Genomic DNA, 17674 nt, shown 5'->3' with positions numbered 1-17674 from the left:
TTTCTTATGCAGAAAAACAGTCAGGAAAAAGATATGCAGTTTCTGGAAAAACGTTTTCTTGATCTTTCCAGAACTGCATATCAGCGTGATATAGTTACATATACAGATTTTCTGAATTTGAATGAACAGAATATTTTGCATGGTCTGCCAAAAAATCAGCTGTTTTCACGATATCAGCTTTTTGGTGGATATGATACTGCAGAGCGTCAGATGGCTGCGTTTATTCCTGATGCTCTTTATTTACGTTACGGGAAAAGTGAATTATCCCCTGTGGAAACTGGATATCCCTTCTGTGCGGTCAGAATTTCTCCGCTGCAACGGAAATATGCAGAAAAACTGACTCACAGAGATTATCTGGGCGCTGTATTAAATCTGGGAATGGAACGCTCAAAGACCGGGGATATTATTCCCTGGGAGGAAAATATGGTGATTTTTATTCACAGAGATATGTCAGAGCTGCTTCTGCATGAATTGAAGCGGATCAGGCACACATCGGTGTCTGCTGTCGAATTTCCGGCGGAAGAGATAAATAATTATACGCCCGGATATGAAGAAATCCGGGGAACGGCGGCTTCTGTCAGGCTGGACAGTCTGCTGGCTCTTGCTTTTTCTTCCTCCAGGACAAAGCTTTCCGGTCTGATTGAAGGGGCCAGGGTCTTCGTAAACGGCAGACTTGTTACAAGTAACGGATATCAGCCGAAACCGGGGGACGTTATATCTGTCAGAGGAATGGGAAAATTCCGTTTCGCAGAAGAAGGTGGACGCACAAAAAAGAACAGACAATGTGTTGTTCTTTATAAATATGTTTGAGGATGGAAAAAGAAATGAACCGAACAGAAAGGAAAAGAGCACAGACAGGTTATATTGCAGCTCTTCTGGGATTTATTGCAGCAGTTTTTGTGGATCAGATTACAAAGTATCTGGCAGTTATTTTTCTGAAAAATAAAAATCCATTCGTACTCATAGACGGCGTATTTCAGCTGCGTTATCTGGAAAACAGAGGCGCTGCTTTTGGCATGATGCAGAACATGCAGTACCTGTTTATAGCAGGAGCAATAATAATTGTTGTTATTTTTGCTTTTCTATATGGCAGAATTCCCTTTCAGAAGAAATATTTTCCGCTTCGTATCTGCGGTATTCTGGTTTGTGCCGGAGCTGTCGGAAATATGATCGACCGCCTGAGACTGAATTATGTAATAGATTTCTTTTATTTTAATCTGATTGATTTTCCGATATTTAATGTTGCAGACTGCTATGTTGTATGTGCATGTATTGCTTTTGTTCTGCTTATTTTATTTTATTATAAAGATGATGACTTTAGCTTTCTGAAAAGGACGTAAGTATGAGTGAAGAATTTGCAAGCGGAGAATTTGAGTTAATAAGCGCTGAAACAGGGGAAAGGATCGATCGTTTTTTAAGCGGAAAACGGCAGGACCTTTCCCGTTCTTATATACAGAAACTGATTAAAGATGGAAATGTAAGTGTAAATTCTGCTCCTGTAAAACCGAATTATAAAGTATGTGAAGGCGATCAGATCCGTATCTGTATTCCGGAACCGGAAGTCCTCGATGTGCTTCCGGAGGCGATCCCGCTCGACATTCTCTATGAAGATAATGACATCCTTGTTGTAAACAAGCCGAAAGGAATGGTTGTTCATCCATCGCCCGGACATTATACGCACACACTGGTTAATGCGGTTCTTTATCACTGTAAGGGGCAGCTTTCCGGCATTAATGGCGTTATACGTCCCGGAATTGTGCACAGAATTGATATGGATACGACAGGTTCTCTTCTGGTATGCAAAAATGACCGGACACATCAGATTCTTGCCGAACAGTTAAAGGAGCATTCCATCACCCGCAGATATCATGCGGTAGTATACGGAAATTTCAGGGAAGATAAGGGAACTGTAGATAAAGAGATCGGACGTCATCCTACAGACCGGAAAAAAATGAGTACGCATTCTGCTTCAGGGAGAAGAGCGGTAACCCACTACCGTGTCCTTGAAAGATTCGGAAATTACACTTATATCGAATGTGAGCTGGAAACGGGAAGAACCCATCAGATCCGCGTTCATATGAGCAGTATCGGGCATCCGCTTCTGGGGGACAATGTGTACGGTCCGGCAAAGTGTCCGTTTTCCCTTCAGGGACAGACGCTTCATGCAAAAATACTCGGTATTCATCATCCGTCAACAGGAGAATATATGGAGTTTGACGCGCCGCTTCCGGATTATTTTGTCAGACTTTTATCCACATTGCGCGGCGGAAAATAAAACGTTATTCACACAGAGCTCTGGAATTTCAGACTTTTTATTTTTTCATTGTAATACAAAGCTGTTTTCGTTATAATAGTCATATAATAAATAGATACACATCATATTTTTATGCAAAATGATGATATCTACGACAAGGAGAGTGACGGACTATGACGACAAATACTATTATTACTATTGGACGTGAATTCGGAAGCGCAGGCAGGGAAATCGGGTATAAAGTCGCTGACGCATTCGGCATTAAACTTTATGACAAAGAGATGCTTGCAAGAGCAGCAAAAGAAAGCGGGATTTGTGAAGAGATTTTTGAGTCCCATGATGAAAAACCGACGAACAGCTTTCTGTACTCCCTTGTGATGGATACGTATTCCATGGGGTATTCAGGGAATACATACACCGATATGCCGATTAATCATAAGGTATTTCTGGCCCAGTTTGACGCAATTAAAAAGATTGCAAATGAAGGCCCCTGTATTCTTGTAGGCCGGTGCGCGGATTACGCTCTGGAATCTTACGGTAATGTGGTAAGTGTTTTTATCCACGCAGATATGAACGCCAGAATCCGGCGTATTTCCAGAATCTATGATGTGACAGACGCCAAGGCGAAAGATATGATTATTAAAACGGATAAAAAGCGGGCCAGCTATTATAATTATTATACAAATAAAAAGTGGTCCAATGCCGACAGCTATGAACTCTGTCTGAACAGTTCAGAACTGGGGATAGAGGGAACGGCTAAGATTATAGAAGAATATGTAACACTGAAAGAAAAGATCAAAAAAGAAGACAGGAAACTGTAAACCGGTTTCCCGTCTTTTACAGGAGAGTCCGGCGGGCTCTCCGTTTTCTTTTCATTTCATTTATCTCACTCTGATCTGACGTTGGGGCCAGCCTTTGATATTTCCGTTTAGAATTGCATGGAACATTCTTTCTTTTGCACCCGGATGCTCTTTATTAATCTGCCGCAGCAGTTCTTTCGCGTACTGTCTTTTCGTATAACCGTCTACAGGGCATTTGCTTTTTACCACAGGCAGATTGTATTTGTTTTTAAAACCGATTACATCCATTTCATCGACAAACATAAGGGGACGGATTACAGTCAGATCCATACGGTCCAGCCATGTTTTCGGTGAAAAGGAATAAAAGCGTCCTTCAAAAATCATTGAGAGAAGCATTGTTTCAACAATATCGTCCTTGTGGTGGGCGTAAGCCACCTTATTACAGCCCATTTCCTTTACAGCCTGATTCAGTGCGCCCTTGCGCATTTTCGCGCAAAGAGAGCAGGGATTTGACTCTTTCCGGATATCAAATAAAATATGGTATATATCAGATTTCACAATCCGGTATGGAACGTCCATTTCGCGGCACAGATCCTTAACCGGAGTCAGATCAAAATTATCAAAGCCCAGGTCTACTGTGACGGCGCTCAGTTCAAATTTCTGAGGATAAAAACGTTTCAGACCGTGAAGGGCATAAAGCAGTGTAAGGCTGTCTTTTCCGCCGGAAATTCCAACTGCAATATGGTCGCCCTCCTGTATCATTGCATATTCATCAACGGCTTTTCTTGAAAAACTTAAAAGTCTCTGTAACTGCATAATAACTTCCTTTCTTTCGTTGAAGTGACATTTCTATATTATAATAAGATCCGACTGCAATTACAAGATAATCATCTGACTTTATAATAATTAGACCTGAGACTGATCTGTGCTTCCATGTTACAGGACGAAATATAGGACGACGTTTTTGTGTTTACACTTTCCGAAGCTTGACCGCGCCTGCCGCCTGTCTCCGGCGGTTTTCATCGATTGCGGCATAATGTTTACGTGTTGTATTTACATCTTTATGGCCCAGTACGTCCGCGACAAGATAAATATCTCCGGTTTCTTTATAAAGAGAAGTTCCGTATGTGCTGCGGAGTTTGTGGGGGGTTATCTTTTTATTTGGAGTGACCTCCTTTGCATACTTTTTCACCATATTTTCTACTGCCTGAACCCCCATCCGTTTCCGCTGGGTGGAGAGAAAGAGGGCATTTTCATGACCGGGAAGAGGCACAACCGCTTTTCTGGTTGTGTACAGATAGGTTTTTAATGCGTTTTCAACTTCCTCGCCAAAGTATACGACCATTTCATTTCCGCCTTTTCGTGTAACTTTAACCCCGTTGTTTTTAAAATCGACATCCTGAATATCCAGTCCTACACATTCTGATACACGAATACCGGTTCCCAGCAGGAGAGTAAGAATGGCCAGATCCCGGTTTTTCGTCTTTTCGTAATAGGCCTTTCTCTGGCCGGTCAGGTTGTCGCCTCCGTGATCCACATAATCCAGAAGCATGGCCACCTCATCCGTATCCAGCCGTACAATCGCCTTTTCATGCTGCTTTGGCATATCTACCAGAAGAGTGGGATTCTTGCTTATAATCTGATGTTTGAAGAAATATCCGTAAAAACTTCTCAGCGCAGACATCTTTCTGGCCAGACCTTTTTCTGTATTGGTAATCTGTTTTTTTTCATCATTTTCATAGACTTTAAGGTATTCCTGATATTCCTCAATATCGACAGGTTCCAGACGTTCCAGATCCTGTACGGTGAACTGATCTATAGAATAATCTTTATAAACCGGATTATTTTCCATAAGAAAATGAAAGAAAACGCGAATGTCATATGCATAAGAGATTCGTGTTCTCGCTGAAGTTGTAGGTTCAACGGCACGGAAATAATCTTTTGCAAAAGGCGGAAGCGTCTTTAAAATTGATCGAAGCCGAAGCGTGTTATCAACATATTTCTGTTCATGATATGATTTTGTATCTTTTGCTGATTCCATTTTTAACTCCCTTTTATTCATTAAAAATATAATCTCTGTTAATTAGCCTGAAACCATAGAATTCCGAGAAATAGTAATTCCATAAGTTCATTATAGCATTCCAGTACTTTTTCGTCCAGATCTTTTGGAAAAATCGGTATTTGTCGTATAGATTGAAATTACGGTATATTGCACTGTTCTTCCGGAAAATGAGAAAAACCAGGGAAATACCTGGGTGAAGGTATATCTCCGGTTTTTCTCGGGAGTGTACATATTTTTTATATATCAATATGGGATGTATATTGATACCAGAGTTAATGAAACAGGATTATTTATTATTTCCTGTATAAGCATGATCTGCAGGCTGAACAAAAGAATCTGGTTCAGTTGCTGCATTTTATTATAAGATACTGTCCGGACTGTATAAAATCAGATTCCAGACCGTTAATATCTTTTATAGCACGTATATACTCGTCTATGGAATCGTACTCATCTGTCATATTATCACGGGCAATGTCCCATAAGGTGTCGCCGGACTGAATCCGGATGCTTTTATAATGTGTGTCTGGACCTGCCGCGCTGTTTTCCCGTGCTGATACGAAGAAAGCTCCAAATATAAGGCTGACTGATAATATAATAATAAAACTTACTGTCAGAAGTATAAACTGCTCTTTCCTTTTTTTCTGCATTGCCCTTTTCATTATAAATACCCCCTGGAAATGATAATAAAATAATAAATCAATAATGTTCATATTGTATACATGTATTCATATAAGAAAATTATAACGAACAACTGTTCTGTATTTATTATATGATAAGAACATGTGTTTGTCAACAGAAAACCGATGAAAAATCGAACATATTTTCGCAACAAATGTTTGATTTTTGAAAAATACTATGTTAGTATATTTATAATATGAAACAAGTTCGGAGGGACGATATGGCACAGGGCAAAATAAGCAAAAAGCAATTGGAGATTCTTGAATATATTAAGTCTCAGATACTGGAGCGCGGATTTCCGCCGGCTGTCCGGGAAATCTGCGAAGCGGTAAATCTTAAGTCCACTTCTTCTGTTCACTCCCATCTGGAGACGCTGGAGAAGAACGGATATATCCGCAGAGATCCTACGAAGCCAAGAGCGATTGAGATACTGGATGATAATTTTAATCTTACACGGAGAGAAATGGTGAATGTTCCGATTGTCGGACAGGTTGCTGCCGGTGAACCTATACTTGCCCAGCAGAATATTGAGAACTACTTCCCTATTCCGGTTGAATTTATGCCGAACAGGCAGACGTTTCTCCTGAAAGTAAAAGGAGAAAGCATGATAAATGCCGGTATACTGGACGGCGATATGGTACTGGTTGAAGAGACGTCTGCAGCCTCCAACGGCGATATGGTTGTGGCGATGGTCGATGACGGAGCCACAGTGAAAACCTTTTATAAAGAGGAAGGAATCTTTCGCCTTCAGCCGGAGAACGATTTTATGGATCCGATTATTGTAAAAGAAGTTACGATTCTGGGAAAAGTAATCGGTGTATTCCGTTTTTTCAAATGATATATAAGTGATATAAAACTAATGTTAAGTGTAAAAAATTAAGGCCCGAAGTGATTTCAGTCACCCGGGCCTTTTAAAGACATTCCGAAAACAGATATTCTGAATCCCGTTTACAGATCCGCGATATCCGTTATTTTACCGTCTTTCCAGATTCGTTCCAGATCGTAGAACAGGCGGTTTTCTTTGTCAAATACGTGCACAATAATGTCTCCGAAGTCCAGCAGCACCCAGCTTCCGGATGCCCTCCCCTCTCTTTGTTTCAGAGGATAACCGGCTTTGTGAAGCTCTTCTTCTACATTATCTACCAGCGCATTTACCTGACTATCGTTTGTTCCGTTCGCAATGATAAAATAGTCGGCAAGCACAGAAATTCCGGTAATATCAATAATTTTGATGTCTTCCCCTTTTTTGTCGTTCAGCGCATTCCATGCAATCCGCGCCATTTCTTTGGGCTGGTTCATATCAATCCTCCTTTTTTTTATAAAAATTATAGGTGTTAATTGTCATAGGGTCAACAGCTTTTCCTCCGTTTTTGAGATAGCGGACCGTTGATCCGGCTGAGAGACATACTGCTCTGTCAATGTCGGTAAAAACGATTTTTCGGATCTGAGCAAGGCCGGGAATCTCTTTACGGTTTGGCTCAATATAATCGGCAATATACACAATTTTTTCAAGAAGCGTCATATCCGGCCGTCCTGTAGTATGGTAGGTTATGGCATCCAGTATGTCAGAATCTTCTATCTCGTATTCATGTTTCGCCAGATAGGCTCCCAGCTTTGCATGGACAAGTGCCGGCATCTCCAGTTCGGATTCTGTAAGAGGAATCTTTTTCTTTTTGCAGAAGCTGATCTGATCATCAGCAGAAAGATATTTGCCGCAGTCATGGAGCAGCCCGGCAGTCATGGCTTTCCGGATGTCAGCGCCGTAGCACATGGCCAGAGAGGCTGATGTATACATCACTCCCAGCGTATGTTCGTATCTGTCCTTTTTCAGTATTTTGGAAAGTTTTTTGCTGATTTTTCGTAATTCCTCTGTCATACTGTATCATCTTCTTTCTTTTTATAGAGATGGTTTGTCCTGATATATTCCGCGACAGAATCCGGAACCATATACCGTACTCCCAGATCTCTGGAAGCACGATCCCGGATAACTGTCGAAGAAATTTCCAGAAGCGGCGCCTGCAAAAGCCGGATGCGAGCTCCGTATTTTTCTGTTAAATACAGAATCTGGCGCTGCATTTCCCGGGCATCTTTATCATCCCGCATGGCAGCCAGAATCGTGCAGGTCGGAAAAATCTCCCGGAAATATTTCCACTGTTCAATAGAAAACAGAGAATCTGCTCCCAGAATGAAGTAAAATTCGTGTTCAGGAAACATCTGATTGAATTCCTGCATAGTCCGATAGGTATAGGAATGCTCTTCCGTGTTTGCTTCGTGCAGATTGAGGCGGAAATGAGGCACGCCCTCTATGGCCTTTCTTATCATTTCAATACGGTGTTCCAGTGAGGTGCCTGTATCTGCGGTTTCTTTATGGGGCGGATTGCCATTTGGCAGAAACCAGATCTCATCCAGTCCGAAATCTTCGTAGGCAAATTCGCCAAGGAGCAGATGCCCGATATGGATTGGATCGAAAGTCCCTCCCATAATTCCGATTTTCATATTTCACGTTCCTTCCTGCAAGGTTCTGCTTTTCTCCATCTGTTAACTGTCCGATAAGAATTGTCGTTTATTTACTGAGGCAGGACAATTTTTTTCTTATCGTCTTTGCCTTCTCTGTACAGGACGATTTTCTTTCCGATTACCTGAACTATCTGGGAACGGGTACGTTCGGAAATAATTTCAGCCAGTTCCCGGGGATCGTCCGCGCAGTTTTTCAGTACACTGATTTTAATCAGCTCACGTGCTTCCAGCGCCTCGGATATGGCCTGCGTAAGTCCCGGCGTCATACTGGATTTTCCGACCTGGAATATGGGCTCCATGGTCATTGCAAGGCTCTTTAAATATGCTCTCTGCTTTGTGGTCATATATCCTTCTCCTTTTATTTGTAATAATCAAACTGGAGTCCGTACATGCGGACAGTATCGCCTTCCTGGATTCCCTTTGCTTCCAGTTCATCCAGGATCCCGGTTTCTTTCAGGAACTTCTGGAAAAAGGCAAATCCCTTTTCGGAATCCAGATTTGTATAACCGAGCATTTTTTCGATTTTCGGACCTTCTACAACATACATTCCGTCTTCTACTTCCACAGTATAGGGCAGCTCTTCGTAAATCAGCTCCTCGTCAGGGAAGTATTCCTGTTCAAATACGACAGGGGAACGGTCCATAGTATCGAGCTGCGAGCTGACATAGTATAAAAGTTCTGAGATACCTTTTCCTGTCGCTCCGGAGATCGGGAATACACGGATCCCCTTTGGTTCAAACTCCGCTTTCAGGCGTTCTACCGGATCTTCTTCCGGGGAGTAGATCAGATCTGTCTTATTTGCGGCAATAACCTGCGGACGCTTCGCGATTTCGGGATTGTATGCTTCCAGTTCCGCATTGATTTTATAGATATCGTCTACCGGGTCTCTGCCCTCTGAACCGGCGGCGTCAACCACATGAACCATCATTTTGGTCCGTTCGATATGCCGGAGAAATTCATGGCCCAGTCCTACGCCTTCAGAAGCGCCTTCGATCAGTCCCGGAATATCCGCCATGACAAATCCTTTCGCTCCTTCCAGGTCAACAACGCCCAGATTGGGATTCAGTGTAGTGAAATGATAATTGGCAATCTTCGGATCTGCATTGGTAACTCTGGACAGCAGGGTGGATTTTCCTACATTCGGGAAGCCGATCAGTCCCACGTCAGCAATAACCTTCAGTTCCAGCTGGACTTCCAGTTCTTTTGCCGGCTGTCCCGGCTGGGCGTATTTCGGCACCTGCATGGTCGCCGTGGCAAAATGTTGATTTCCGAGACCGCCCTTCCCGCCTTTGAGGACAATCTGACGGCGGTTATCTCCGGACATATCAGCGATAACTTTACCTGTAACTGCTTCTTTAATGACAGTGCCCTCGGGAACAGGAAGAACCAGATCTTTCCCGTCTTTTCCGTGGCAGCGGCGTTTCCCGCCGGGCTCTCCGTCGCCTGCCGCGTATTTTCTCTTATGTCTGTAGTCTCCGAGAGTATTCAAACCCTCATCTACTTCAAAAATCAGATCACCGCCGCGGCCGCCGTCCCCGCCGTCAGGACCGCCGTTCGGAACATACAGCTCTCTGCGGAAGCTGCAGTGTCCGTCTCCGCCTTTTCCGGATCTGATATAGATCTTCGCTCTGTCTGCAAACATAATTACTCCTTTTCAGTATATAAGTGCTGTACTCAAAGTGATATATTTCTGAGTGACAAAAGCCCCAGACAAAAAGTCTGGGGCTGTGCCTGTTAATATGCAAGTGAAAAGTTCTGTCCGTACTTTTCTGTCAGTCTGATTATTCAGCTGCCGGATAGATAGAAACCTGTTTCTTGTCTCTTCCTTTTCTTTCATATCTTACTACGCCGTCTACCAGTGCAAACAGAGTGTCATCTCCGCCGCGTCCTACGTTAACGCCCGGATGAATCTTTGTTCCGCGCTGTCTGTAAAGGATATTTCCGGCCTTTACAAACTGTCCGTCAGCTCTCTTCGCACCCAGTCTTTTTGATTCGGAATCACGTCCGTTCTTTGTAGAACCAACTCCCTTTTTATGAGCAAAAAACTGAAGATTCATTTTCATCATGGTACCTACACCTCCTTGAAGATTATGTCAATGTATGGTTCATATTCACTGTTCTCTTCTATCGCTTCAAGTCCTAAAAGCATAGAATCAAACAGAAGTGAGGCATCGTGGGAAGGTGTGTCCTTAAAGCGGAATTGAATGTTTCCTTCTGTATCGTCTGACATACAGCTTGTTTTATCATCTGTAAACTGTTCGACAGAATTCACAGTATTGATAACAAGCGCTGAAACGGCAGCGCAGACAATGTCATGTCCTGCTTCTTCATATCCCGCATGTCCGGACAGGTCGAAGCCCGCATATTCATGCCTCCTGGTTTTATAAACAGTTACCCTGATCATACGGACACTGCTTATGCGTTGATCTTGTCGATCTTAACAGCTGTGTACTGCTGTCTGTGTCCGTTTTTCTTATGGTATCCAGTTTTTCTCTTATACTTGTAAACGACAACTTTTTTAGCTTTTCCGTCACCGATTACAGAAGCTGTAACTGTTGCACCTTCAACAGTCGGATTACCAACGACCAGTTTGTCATTGTTTACGGCAAGCACCTGGTCAAATGTATAAGTCTCGCCAGCTTCAACACCAAGTTTCTCTACTTTAATGATATCGCCTTCGGCTACTTTGTACTGTTTACCACCTGTTGCTATAATCGCGTACATATGGCACCTCCTATTATCATTACTCGCCAATTACGGTGTCTGCCAGATAGACAGAACTTAAAACCTCATTGTGCGGCATACTGTTGTAGTATAGCATACTGCTTTTTGTCCAGTCAAGAGTTTTTATCCATTTTTTTCAGCTTTTCATAGCAGTATTCAATAATACTGCGGCGTGTGATAATTCCGATAAATTTTCCGCCATCGTCTACAACCGGTACAAAATTCTGATTCATGGCTTTCTGGATCAGATCTTCCATGTCAGAGCCGGCCGATACTGCAGCATAATCTGCTTTCCTGGGAAAATCCTTAATAAAAATGTTTTCCGCTTCTTTCAGATTAAGATGTGTATACCGTTTGATTCCCCAGAGAATATCTCCTTCTGTAATTGTACCTACATATTCCCCCTGACGGTTCAGCAGGGGAATGGATGCATATTTATGATATTCCATGGATTCCAGCGCCTGCCTGAGTGTGCTGGAGTCATAGATATATGCTGTCTCGCTCTTTGGCTTTAAAAAGAACAGAATATTCATATGAAACTGTCCGCCGCCTTTCTCCTGTTGTGTATTTCGGGTTTTCTTTCTGTCAGGCAGATTGCAAACATCTGCCTGACTGCCTGCCCCATACCGGGCAGGCGGCTGTCCGGTTCGGTTAAATCTGTGTTACAACAAAGATTTCGTAGAGAGCCCGGATTGCGTTTTTGAAGTCATCGTGACGCACGCCTACGATAATATTAAGCTCGCTGGAGCCCTGATCGATCATTTTTACATTAATATGTGCATGAGCAAGGGCTGAGAAGATCCTTCCGGCTGTTCCTCTTGTGGACTTCATGCCCCGGCCTACAATTGCAATCAGCGCCAGATCGGATTCCAGTTCAATATGATCCGGATTTACCGCTTTGTGGATTTCCGCAAGAATTTTCTGCTCTTTTTCCTCAAAGACATCTTTGTGTACAAAGATTGTCATTGTATCAATACCGGAAGGCATATGCTCTATAGACACATTGTTCTCTTCAAATACCTGCAGTACTTTGCGGCAGAATCCGATCTCGGAGTTCATCATGGCTTTCTCAATTGTTATGGCAACAAAACCGTCTGTTCCCGCAATTCCGGTAATTGTGTACTTTGACTGACGGCAGGTTCCTTCGACAATCAGCGTGCCTTTATCCTGAGGAGCATTTGTATTTTTAATGTTAATCGGAATACCGGCTTTTCTTACAGGAAAAATGGCGTCTTCATGAAGAACGCTGGCACCCATGTAGGACAGCTCACGGAGTTCTTTGTACGTGATCGTCTCGATGGATTTCGGTTTCTTAACAATTCTCGGATCCGCAATAAGAAATCCGGATACGTCTGTCCAGTTTTCGTACAGATCGGCATTTACGGCCAGAGCTACAAGTGATCCGCTTACGTCAGATCCTCCTCTGGAAAAAGTAACAACCGTTCCGTCCTCTTTTGCACCGTAAAATCCGGGGATAACCGCGTTTTCCATATCAGCCAGTCTGGCTGAAAGCAGTTCGTTTGTCAGAGCGTCATTGAATGTGCCGTCATCATTGAAACGGATGACTTCTGCCGCATCCACAAATTCAAAGCCCAGGTAGGCCGCCATAACCTTTCCATTCAGATATTCGCCCCGGGAAGCCGCGTAATCCCGTCCGATCTTTTTGCTGAAATTTACCCGGATTATATCAAAGTCTTCATCCAGAGAAAAGTCAAGTCCCAGACCATCAATAATCTCCTGATATCTTTCTTTGATTTTGTCAAGCAGCTCTGTGAACTTCTTCTCTTTCACTGCCGCGGCATAACAGCTGTACAGCATATCCGTCACCTTTGTATCGTCTGAAAAACGTTTACCGGGCGCGGAGGGAACCACATATCTTCTGGACGGATCCTTCCGGATAATATCCCCGACCTTTTTAAACTGCTCAGCACTGGCAAGGGAGCTTCCGCCGAATTTTACTACTTTCTTCATCTTCCATCTTCCTCCAATGTAAATTATCATTCATTATTCTATACCGTATAGTTTTCCGGCTTATGTCCGGAAAATACAGCTTCCCGACATACTTTCGAAACCATATTATAACGCCTGAAGGGCGGGTTGTAAATGATAATTTCCGGCAAAATGCACTTATTTGCAGCAGATTCGGATGTTTATATCCACAACAACATTTCTATTTCGGATAAGCCGTCAGCATTTTCTGTTTCAGGCTGTTCCAGGCCTCCAGCCCTTCTTCATCCGCTGAAAAGAATTCATTATCCTTCACCTGGGAATAAGGTACATAGGTCGGGCCTTCCCCTACGGGAATAATTACATTTTCCATATTTTCATAGCAGAAAACCGGTGTGATCATGGAATTGCTGTAAAGTCTGTATACCGGCAAGACATCTGATTCCGTTCTGACCTTTTCCGTTAAGAATACCAGATACTCCTTCCCTTCTTTCATTATATTAACAAAGGAACACTCCAGAGCCGAAGGCTGAAGCCCGACGACGATTCTCCACTGACTGGAAGTCAGATATATTTCATCCCCTTTCTGCAGCCCATTCCCGGCATAAACCTCTTCTACCTGTACTTTCTGACGGCTTGTTGCAAAAAGATTCTCAAATTCGCCGGCCGGAGATACACGCAGGATATAGGGGACGTCCGGAAGTAACTGTTCAAGATCGCTGCAGCTGTTTTCTGTAAGGGGTGATATGGCCTCAGCGACATACAGGCTGTCAAGATAATTTTCCTCACTGCACAGATCAGTATAGGTCTGACGTTTTACCAGGCCAAACGCTGCAGCTCCTATAAGAATGACTACTGTAGCTGCCGTTAATATCCGCATTTTCATCTTATCTCCCCCTTTCCCTTCACTTCCCGTAGCGTACCATTGTTGATCCGGTATACAATGTCCGTCAGAAGGCTGATATCACTGCTGTTATGACTTGCAAGCAGGATCAGGGCACCTCTTTCTTTTTCTTCCAGAATCAGTCGGCGGACAATTTCCACGCCTTCATCATCCAGTCCATTTGTCGGTTCGTCCAGCATAATGACATCCGGTTTTTCCATTACGGCCTGTGCAATGGCAAGCCTCTGCTTCATGCCGAGAGAATACTTCCGGTACGTTCTTCTGTCGTCCGGGTCAAGACCGACCCGTTTCAGAGCTTCCCGTATTTCTTTATTATGAATTTTCCCTCTGATGTCGGCCAGATATTTCAGATTCTGAAAACCTGTCATATTTGGATACAGACTGACATTTTCAAGAATAATTCCCAGACTGGGCAGAACGGAAAAATCCCGGCGAAGCACTCCGCCGTTCCAGCGGATTATCCCTGAATCAACAGACATCAGACCGGACAATGCACGGAACAGCATGGTCTTTCCGGAACCGTTAGGACCTGTAAATCCGTAGATTTTCCCGCCTTCTAACTCAAGGCTGATTTCTGATAAGATCTTTTTTCCTCTGATTGTTTTACTGATATTTTCTGCAATTAGTTTCACATTACACACCTCCCTCGGAATCTGCTGTTAAAAAATCATGATGTTTTACGATAAAGGCCCCTGCCACAGCCGCCGCCAGAGCAGTTCCTGCTGTTACCAGAAAGGAAACAGCGAAATAAAGTCCTTCATAAGGCGCCTGAACAGTTTTGTCAAGCATTGGGACAACACTGCTGTGCCATCCGATTACCAGATGAGCCATAGGATTCAGATTAAGAAATCGTGTTACAAAAGGCCTGTTTTCTTCAAACATATTAATAAAAATCAAAAGCGATGTGAAAACCAGCTGCGCGCCGCAGACAACAAAGAAAGCAGCGTTGCTTCCCAGATAAACAGCAAGCAGATTGATGATAAGCGACATAGCGAACAGCCAGAATGTATAAAGAATAATATGATACACAGCCAGAACCACCCCGGCCTTATCTATATAAAACGGATGCATAAGCGCAGCCGCTGCTGACGCAGACACGACAAGAATAACCTGGAACAGCAGCGCCGCTCCGGCCAGGCTGGTTATCTCTCCCAGATACCATCGGATCCGTCTGGGTGTACGGGAGAAGATATAGATGCTTGCTGTACAGAAACTGCGGTAAACCTCGATTCCCATATAAATCTGAAATACATAACAGGGAACCAGTACAAGCGTAAGCGACAGCAGCTCTGAAATTACAGGAGTAAGCGGAAATCCCGGCGCCCTGCTTCCGCTCAGACGCATGACCAGATCTGACAATCCGATATTTCCCAGTACTGTAGGCTGCATATACATCACAGCAAGATATATTCCGCCTGATATACCGGTTACTGCGGAGACTGTAATCCGGCTGTTTATCGTACGCAATCTTTTCTCCCTCCTATATATGCTCCCGCAGCAGTCAGAAGGATAAGCAGAAGAACGGCGAGAGCAAATACCGGTCCATATAGTGTTTTACTGTCAGCAAACAGCAGAAAATAACTGTACCAGGCGGCCGAAACAGACGAATTCTGCATATGGAACCAGTCCGATATCATAATGGTAACATTCAGAAGTGCAAATACGGGAAGAAACAGCAAAATCCGGAACTTTATGTAGAACAGGGATGAAACTGCTGCTGTAAAAGCTCCCAGGATGCCGGAAAGTATGCCAAATAAAAGTGTGAGAACCAGAGCATATATATACGGTGAAACCTGATACAATCCTGTAAACAGATAGCTCTCGGTCATTCGGAAATATTCCTCCTGATAGCAGTTCAGATTCATCAGATCTCCTGTTGCAGTCAGCGGAAACGCCAGACAGTTCAGAATAATTTCGATGAGAAACGGAATCGTAAAAACGATCATTGTTACTGCAAATGCAGCCAGTATTTTACTGAAACGATACCGGATATTCCCCAGCTTTGCCGCCAGCAGAATATCTTCACCGGTCTGTCGTTCCGAAGCCAGTGCAAAGCCTGCCGGACATACGACCAGAAGGGGATACAGCTGGATTAAGAACAGCGTCCGGTCCGGCGTCAGATAGGTCTGATTCCAGCTGAGCAGAAGAAGCTTCATCGGGTGATACATTTCAATTACATCTTTCCCCTGAAAGACAAGTACGTTTGAAATGAAATTAAAAAGTACCATTGCCAGAAGAATAAAAAAAGTTATAATTGCGCCGTTTCGTTTTAAAAGAAAGCGAATCTGCGCGGCAGTAGTTTTTATAAACATGTTTTGTTCACCTCCCTGTATGAAACAGATATTATAAAACCGTGCATTTTGTTATTGATAGAATAAAATGGAAAACTAAAGAATAAATTCTGAAAAATATAAAGAAAAACTAAAGAAATCAGAAAAAAGAATGTAAAAAAGTCGTCCTGATACCGCGGCATCAGGACGGATCTTTAGCTAAGATAAATCCGATGAAGTGTTCTGTATATAACTCTGATCAGCAGTTTTCTTTTTTACCTGTTCGTACAGTGGTTTATGGACTTTCTTCCGTGTTACTTCTACCAGATTGAGAGGGGTAATATCTACCAGTGTTGTCTGGATCGGGTCTTTTGCAAGACAGGTGCGGAATTCCCGCATGAGGCATTCTACATTTTCCTCTGCGTCCATATTGATAAAATCTATAATGATTATGCCGGAGAGGTTTCTGAGGCGGATCTGCCGGGCTGCTTCTCTGGCAGCCTCCAGATTGATCTTCAGGATTCCTTCTTCGTTTTTCCCTTTTCCTGTAATGCTCTTTCCTGAATTTACATCGATTACAGTAAGAGCTTCTGTAGGCTGTATAATAAGATAACCGCCGGTTTTCAGCCAGGCCTTTTCACGCAGAGCTTTTTCCAGTGCTGTTTCAGTGCTGTACAGCTTCCCGAGAGGGAAGCCGGCGTCGTCATACAGTCGGAGAAGCCCGCTTCTTTCCGGCATTTCCATGTCAAAATAGGAGTGTATCCGTGTATACAATTCCTTATCTCCTATCAGAATTTCTTCCATGCCTTCCATATAAACGTTTTTCAGATCTGATATGTAAGAAGGTGGCGCTGACTTCAGACAGGAAAAGCAGGTCCTTGTGGGAGCGATGGCGGCAATATGCTGATATTCGCTGCGGAGCGTCTCGATCTCATCCAGCACGTCCTGAAAGGAAGCATCTTTCGCGTTTGTCCGGACAATGATACCAAAGCTGTCGTTCTGGTATTGACGCAGCTTTTCTTTATAATCATCCCGCAGGCTTTTCGGAAGTTTGGAAGATACGCCGATTCTTGTATTTCCGTGGGTCAGCACAGCATATCTTCCGGTAAAACTGATATTGCCGGTTACAGTAGGTGCCTTTGTCTTTACAGCCTCTTTGCTGATCTGTACAACCAGTTCGTCACCGATGCAGAGCGGCTTTTTTCCGATCTTATTCGTAAAAAGAGCCTGAGAGACATCTTTCATATCATAGTAACAGCTGATTCCGTTTTCAATCTCAACAAAAGCAGCGCCGATATTGGGGACAATATTTTTTACCTTTCCGATATAGATATCGCCAAGACGGTGGGCGCCCGTCCGGTCTCCATCTGCATCTGCGCAGTGGATCTCTGCGATATCCCCGTCCTCCAGAAGAAAGGTCCGTATCTGTCCTTCCGCTTTTTCAATCAATATCTTTCGTTTCATTTCCCGTCCTCATTTCTCTTTTCTGTTTCTCCGGCAGAAAGCTGTATATAGAAG

General features: G+C 43.4%; 23 protein-coding genes. 5 read left to right on the top strand and 18 right to left on the bottom strand.

What is annotated here, in order from left to right; translation table 11 throughout:
• The first annotated feature begins 6 nt into the window (after positions 1–6).
• From AC0QUU_RS09835 to AC0QUU_RS09820, 4 genes are all read left to right on the top strand, one after another.
• Complete coding sequence (locus tag AC0QUU_RS09835; protein WP_474542453.1) at positions 7–810, top strand: YlmH/Sll1252 family protein; 804 nt, start codon at positions 7–9, stop codon at positions 808–810.
• A 14-nt stretch (positions 811–824) separates the two neighbouring features.
• On the top strand, positions 825–1340 hold the full coding sequence (gene lspA / locus AC0QUU_RS09830; protein WP_474542451.1) for a signal peptidase II: 516 nt from the start codon (positions 825–827) through the stop codon (positions 1338–1340).
• A gap of 2 nt (positions 1341–1342) precedes the next feature.
• Positions 1343–2275 carry an RluA family pseudouridine synthase gene (locus tag AC0QUU_RS09825; protein ID WP_474542449.1) on the top strand — a complete coding sequence of 311 codons (933 nt, stop codon included), beginning with the start codon at positions 1343–1345 and terminating at the stop codon, positions 2273–2275.
• A gap of 152 nt (positions 2276–2427) precedes the next feature.
• Positions 2428–3075 carry a cytidylate kinase-like family protein gene (locus AC0QUU_RS09820; RefSeq protein WP_474542447.1) on the top strand — a complete coding sequence of 216 codons (648 nt, stop codon included), beginning with the start codon at positions 2428–2430 and terminating at the stop codon, positions 3073–3075.
• Between the two features lie 60 nt (positions 3076–3135).
• On the opposite strand, the gene AC0QUU_RS09815 is transcribed toward AC0QUU_RS09820, so the two are convergent.
• The 3 genes from AC0QUU_RS09815 to AC0QUU_RS09805 form a co-directional block, all read right to left on the bottom strand.
• The gene (locus AC0QUU_RS09815; RefSeq protein ID WP_474542445.1) at positions 3136–3870 is read right to left on the bottom strand and encodes a tRNA 2-thiocytidine biosynthesis TtcA family protein; all 735 of its coding nucleotides are present in this window, start codon (positions 3868–3870) and stop codon (positions 3136–3138) included.
• A 154-nt stretch (positions 3871–4024) separates the two neighbouring features.
• Positions 4025–5095, bottom strand: a complete 1071-nt coding sequence (locus AC0QUU_RS09810) for a tyrosine-type recombinase/integrase (RefSeq protein WP_474542444.1) — start codon at positions 5093–5095, stop codon at positions 4025–4027.
• A 362-nt stretch (positions 5096–5457) separates the two neighbouring features.
• Positions 5458–5775: a LysM peptidoglycan-binding domain-containing protein gene (locus tag AC0QUU_RS09805; protein WP_474542442.1), complete on the bottom strand. Its 318-nt coding sequence runs from the start codon at positions 5773–5775 to the stop codon at positions 5458–5460.
• A gap of 239 nt (positions 5776–6014) precedes the next feature.
• Here AC0QUU_RS09805 and lexA point away from each other — a divergent pair, with 239 nt between their 5' ends.
• Positions 6015–6632 carry a transcriptional repressor LexA gene (gene lexA / locus AC0QUU_RS09800; protein WP_474542440.1) on the top strand — a complete coding sequence of 206 codons (618 nt, stop codon included), beginning with the start codon at positions 6015–6017 and terminating at the stop codon, positions 6630–6632.
• Between the two features lie 110 nt (positions 6633–6742).
• On the opposite strand, the gene rsfS is transcribed toward lexA, so the two are convergent.
• The 15 genes from rsfS to AC0QUU_RS09725 form a co-directional block, all read right to left on the bottom strand.
• Complete coding sequence (gene rsfS / locus AC0QUU_RS09795) at positions 6743–7093, bottom strand: ribosome silencing factor (protein WP_474542438.1); 351 nt, start codon at positions 7091–7093, stop codon at positions 6743–6745.
• Position 7094: 1 nt separating this feature from the next.
• A complete protein-coding gene (yqeK, locus tag AC0QUU_RS09790; protein ID WP_474542436.1) occupies positions 7095–7670 on the bottom strand; it encodes a bis(5'-nucleosyl)-tetraphosphatase (symmetrical) YqeK in 576 nt (191 codons plus the stop codon).
• Positions 7667–8290, bottom strand: a complete 624-nt coding sequence (gene nadD, locus AC0QUU_RS09785; RefSeq protein ID WP_474542435.1) for a nicotinate-nucleotide adenylyltransferase — start codon at positions 8288–8290, stop codon at positions 7667–7669. Before nadD ends, yqeK begins: the two co-directional genes overlap by 4 nt.
• A gap of 71 nt (positions 8291–8361) precedes the next feature.
• Positions 8362–8655 carry a ribosome assembly RNA-binding protein YhbY gene (gene yhbY / locus AC0QUU_RS09780; RefSeq protein ID WP_474542433.1) on the bottom strand — a complete coding sequence of 98 codons (294 nt, stop codon included), beginning with the start codon at positions 8653–8655 and terminating at the stop codon, positions 8362–8364.
• A gap of 14 nt (positions 8656–8669) precedes the next feature.
• Positions 8670–9953 (bottom strand): GTPase ObgE, encoded by a 1284-nt coding sequence (gene obgE, locus AC0QUU_RS09775; RefSeq protein WP_474542431.1) that lies wholly within the window; start codon positions 9951–9953, stop codon positions 8670–8672.
• Positions 9954–10092: 139 nt separating this feature from the next.
• Positions 10093–10377 (bottom strand): 50S ribosomal protein L27, encoded by a 285-nt coding sequence (gene rpmA, locus AC0QUU_RS09770; RefSeq protein WP_072525613.1) that lies wholly within the window; start codon positions 10375–10377, stop codon positions 10093–10095.
• A gap of 5 nt (positions 10378–10382) precedes the next feature.
• Positions 10383–10715 carry a ribosomal-processing cysteine protease Prp gene (locus tag AC0QUU_RS09765; protein ID WP_474542430.1) on the bottom strand — a complete coding sequence of 111 codons (333 nt, stop codon included), beginning with the start codon at positions 10713–10715 and terminating at the stop codon, positions 10383–10385.
• An 11-nt stretch (positions 10716–10726) separates the two neighbouring features.
• Positions 10727–11035 (bottom strand): 50S ribosomal protein L21, encoded by a 309-nt coding sequence (gene rplU / locus AC0QUU_RS09760; protein ID WP_087161451.1) that lies wholly within the window; start codon positions 11033–11035, stop codon positions 10727–10729.
• Between the two features lie 113 nt (positions 11036–11148).
• Complete coding sequence (locus AC0QUU_RS09755) at positions 11149–11568, bottom strand: CBS domain-containing protein (protein WP_474542428.1); 420 nt, start codon at positions 11566–11568, stop codon at positions 11149–11151.
• 118 nt (positions 11569–11686) lie between these two features.
• Positions 11687–13006, bottom strand: coding sequence for an aspartate kinase (locus AC0QUU_RS09750; RefSeq protein WP_474542427.1), 1320 nt, complete (start codon positions 13004–13006; stop codon positions 11687–11689).
• A gap of 199 nt (positions 13007–13205) precedes the next feature.
• Positions 13206–13868, bottom strand: coding sequence for a hypothetical protein (locus tag AC0QUU_RS09745; RefSeq protein WP_474542425.1), 663 nt, complete (start codon positions 13866–13868; stop codon positions 13206–13208).
• Positions 13865–14518 (bottom strand): ABC transporter ATP-binding protein, encoded by a 654-nt coding sequence (locus AC0QUU_RS09740; protein WP_474542423.1) that lies wholly within the window; start codon positions 14516–14518, stop codon positions 13865–13867. Before AC0QUU_RS09740 ends, AC0QUU_RS09745 begins: the two co-directional genes overlap by 4 nt.
• 1 nt (position 14519) lies before the next feature.
• Positions 14520–15353 (bottom strand): hypothetical protein, encoded by an 834-nt coding sequence (locus AC0QUU_RS09735; RefSeq protein WP_474542421.1) that lies wholly within the window; start codon positions 15351–15353, stop codon positions 14520–14522.
• Positions 15341–16198: a hypothetical protein gene (locus tag AC0QUU_RS09730; protein WP_474542420.1), complete on the bottom strand. Its 858-nt coding sequence runs from the start codon at positions 16196–16198 to the stop codon at positions 15341–15343. Before AC0QUU_RS09730 ends, AC0QUU_RS09735 begins: the two co-directional genes overlap by 13 nt.
• 177 nt (positions 16199–16375) lie before the next feature.
• Complete coding sequence (locus AC0QUU_RS09725; RefSeq protein ID WP_474542419.1) at positions 16376–17620, bottom strand: ribonuclease E/G; 1245 nt, start codon at positions 17618–17620, stop codon at positions 16376–16378.
• Between the last annotated feature and the right edge of the window lie 54 nt (positions 17621–17674).

This window comes from Mediterraneibacter sp. HA8405 (genome assembly GCF_056148955.1).
The sequence above is the reverse complement of the archived record's forward strand: the minus strand, read 5'-3'. Positions and strand labels throughout refer to the sequence as shown.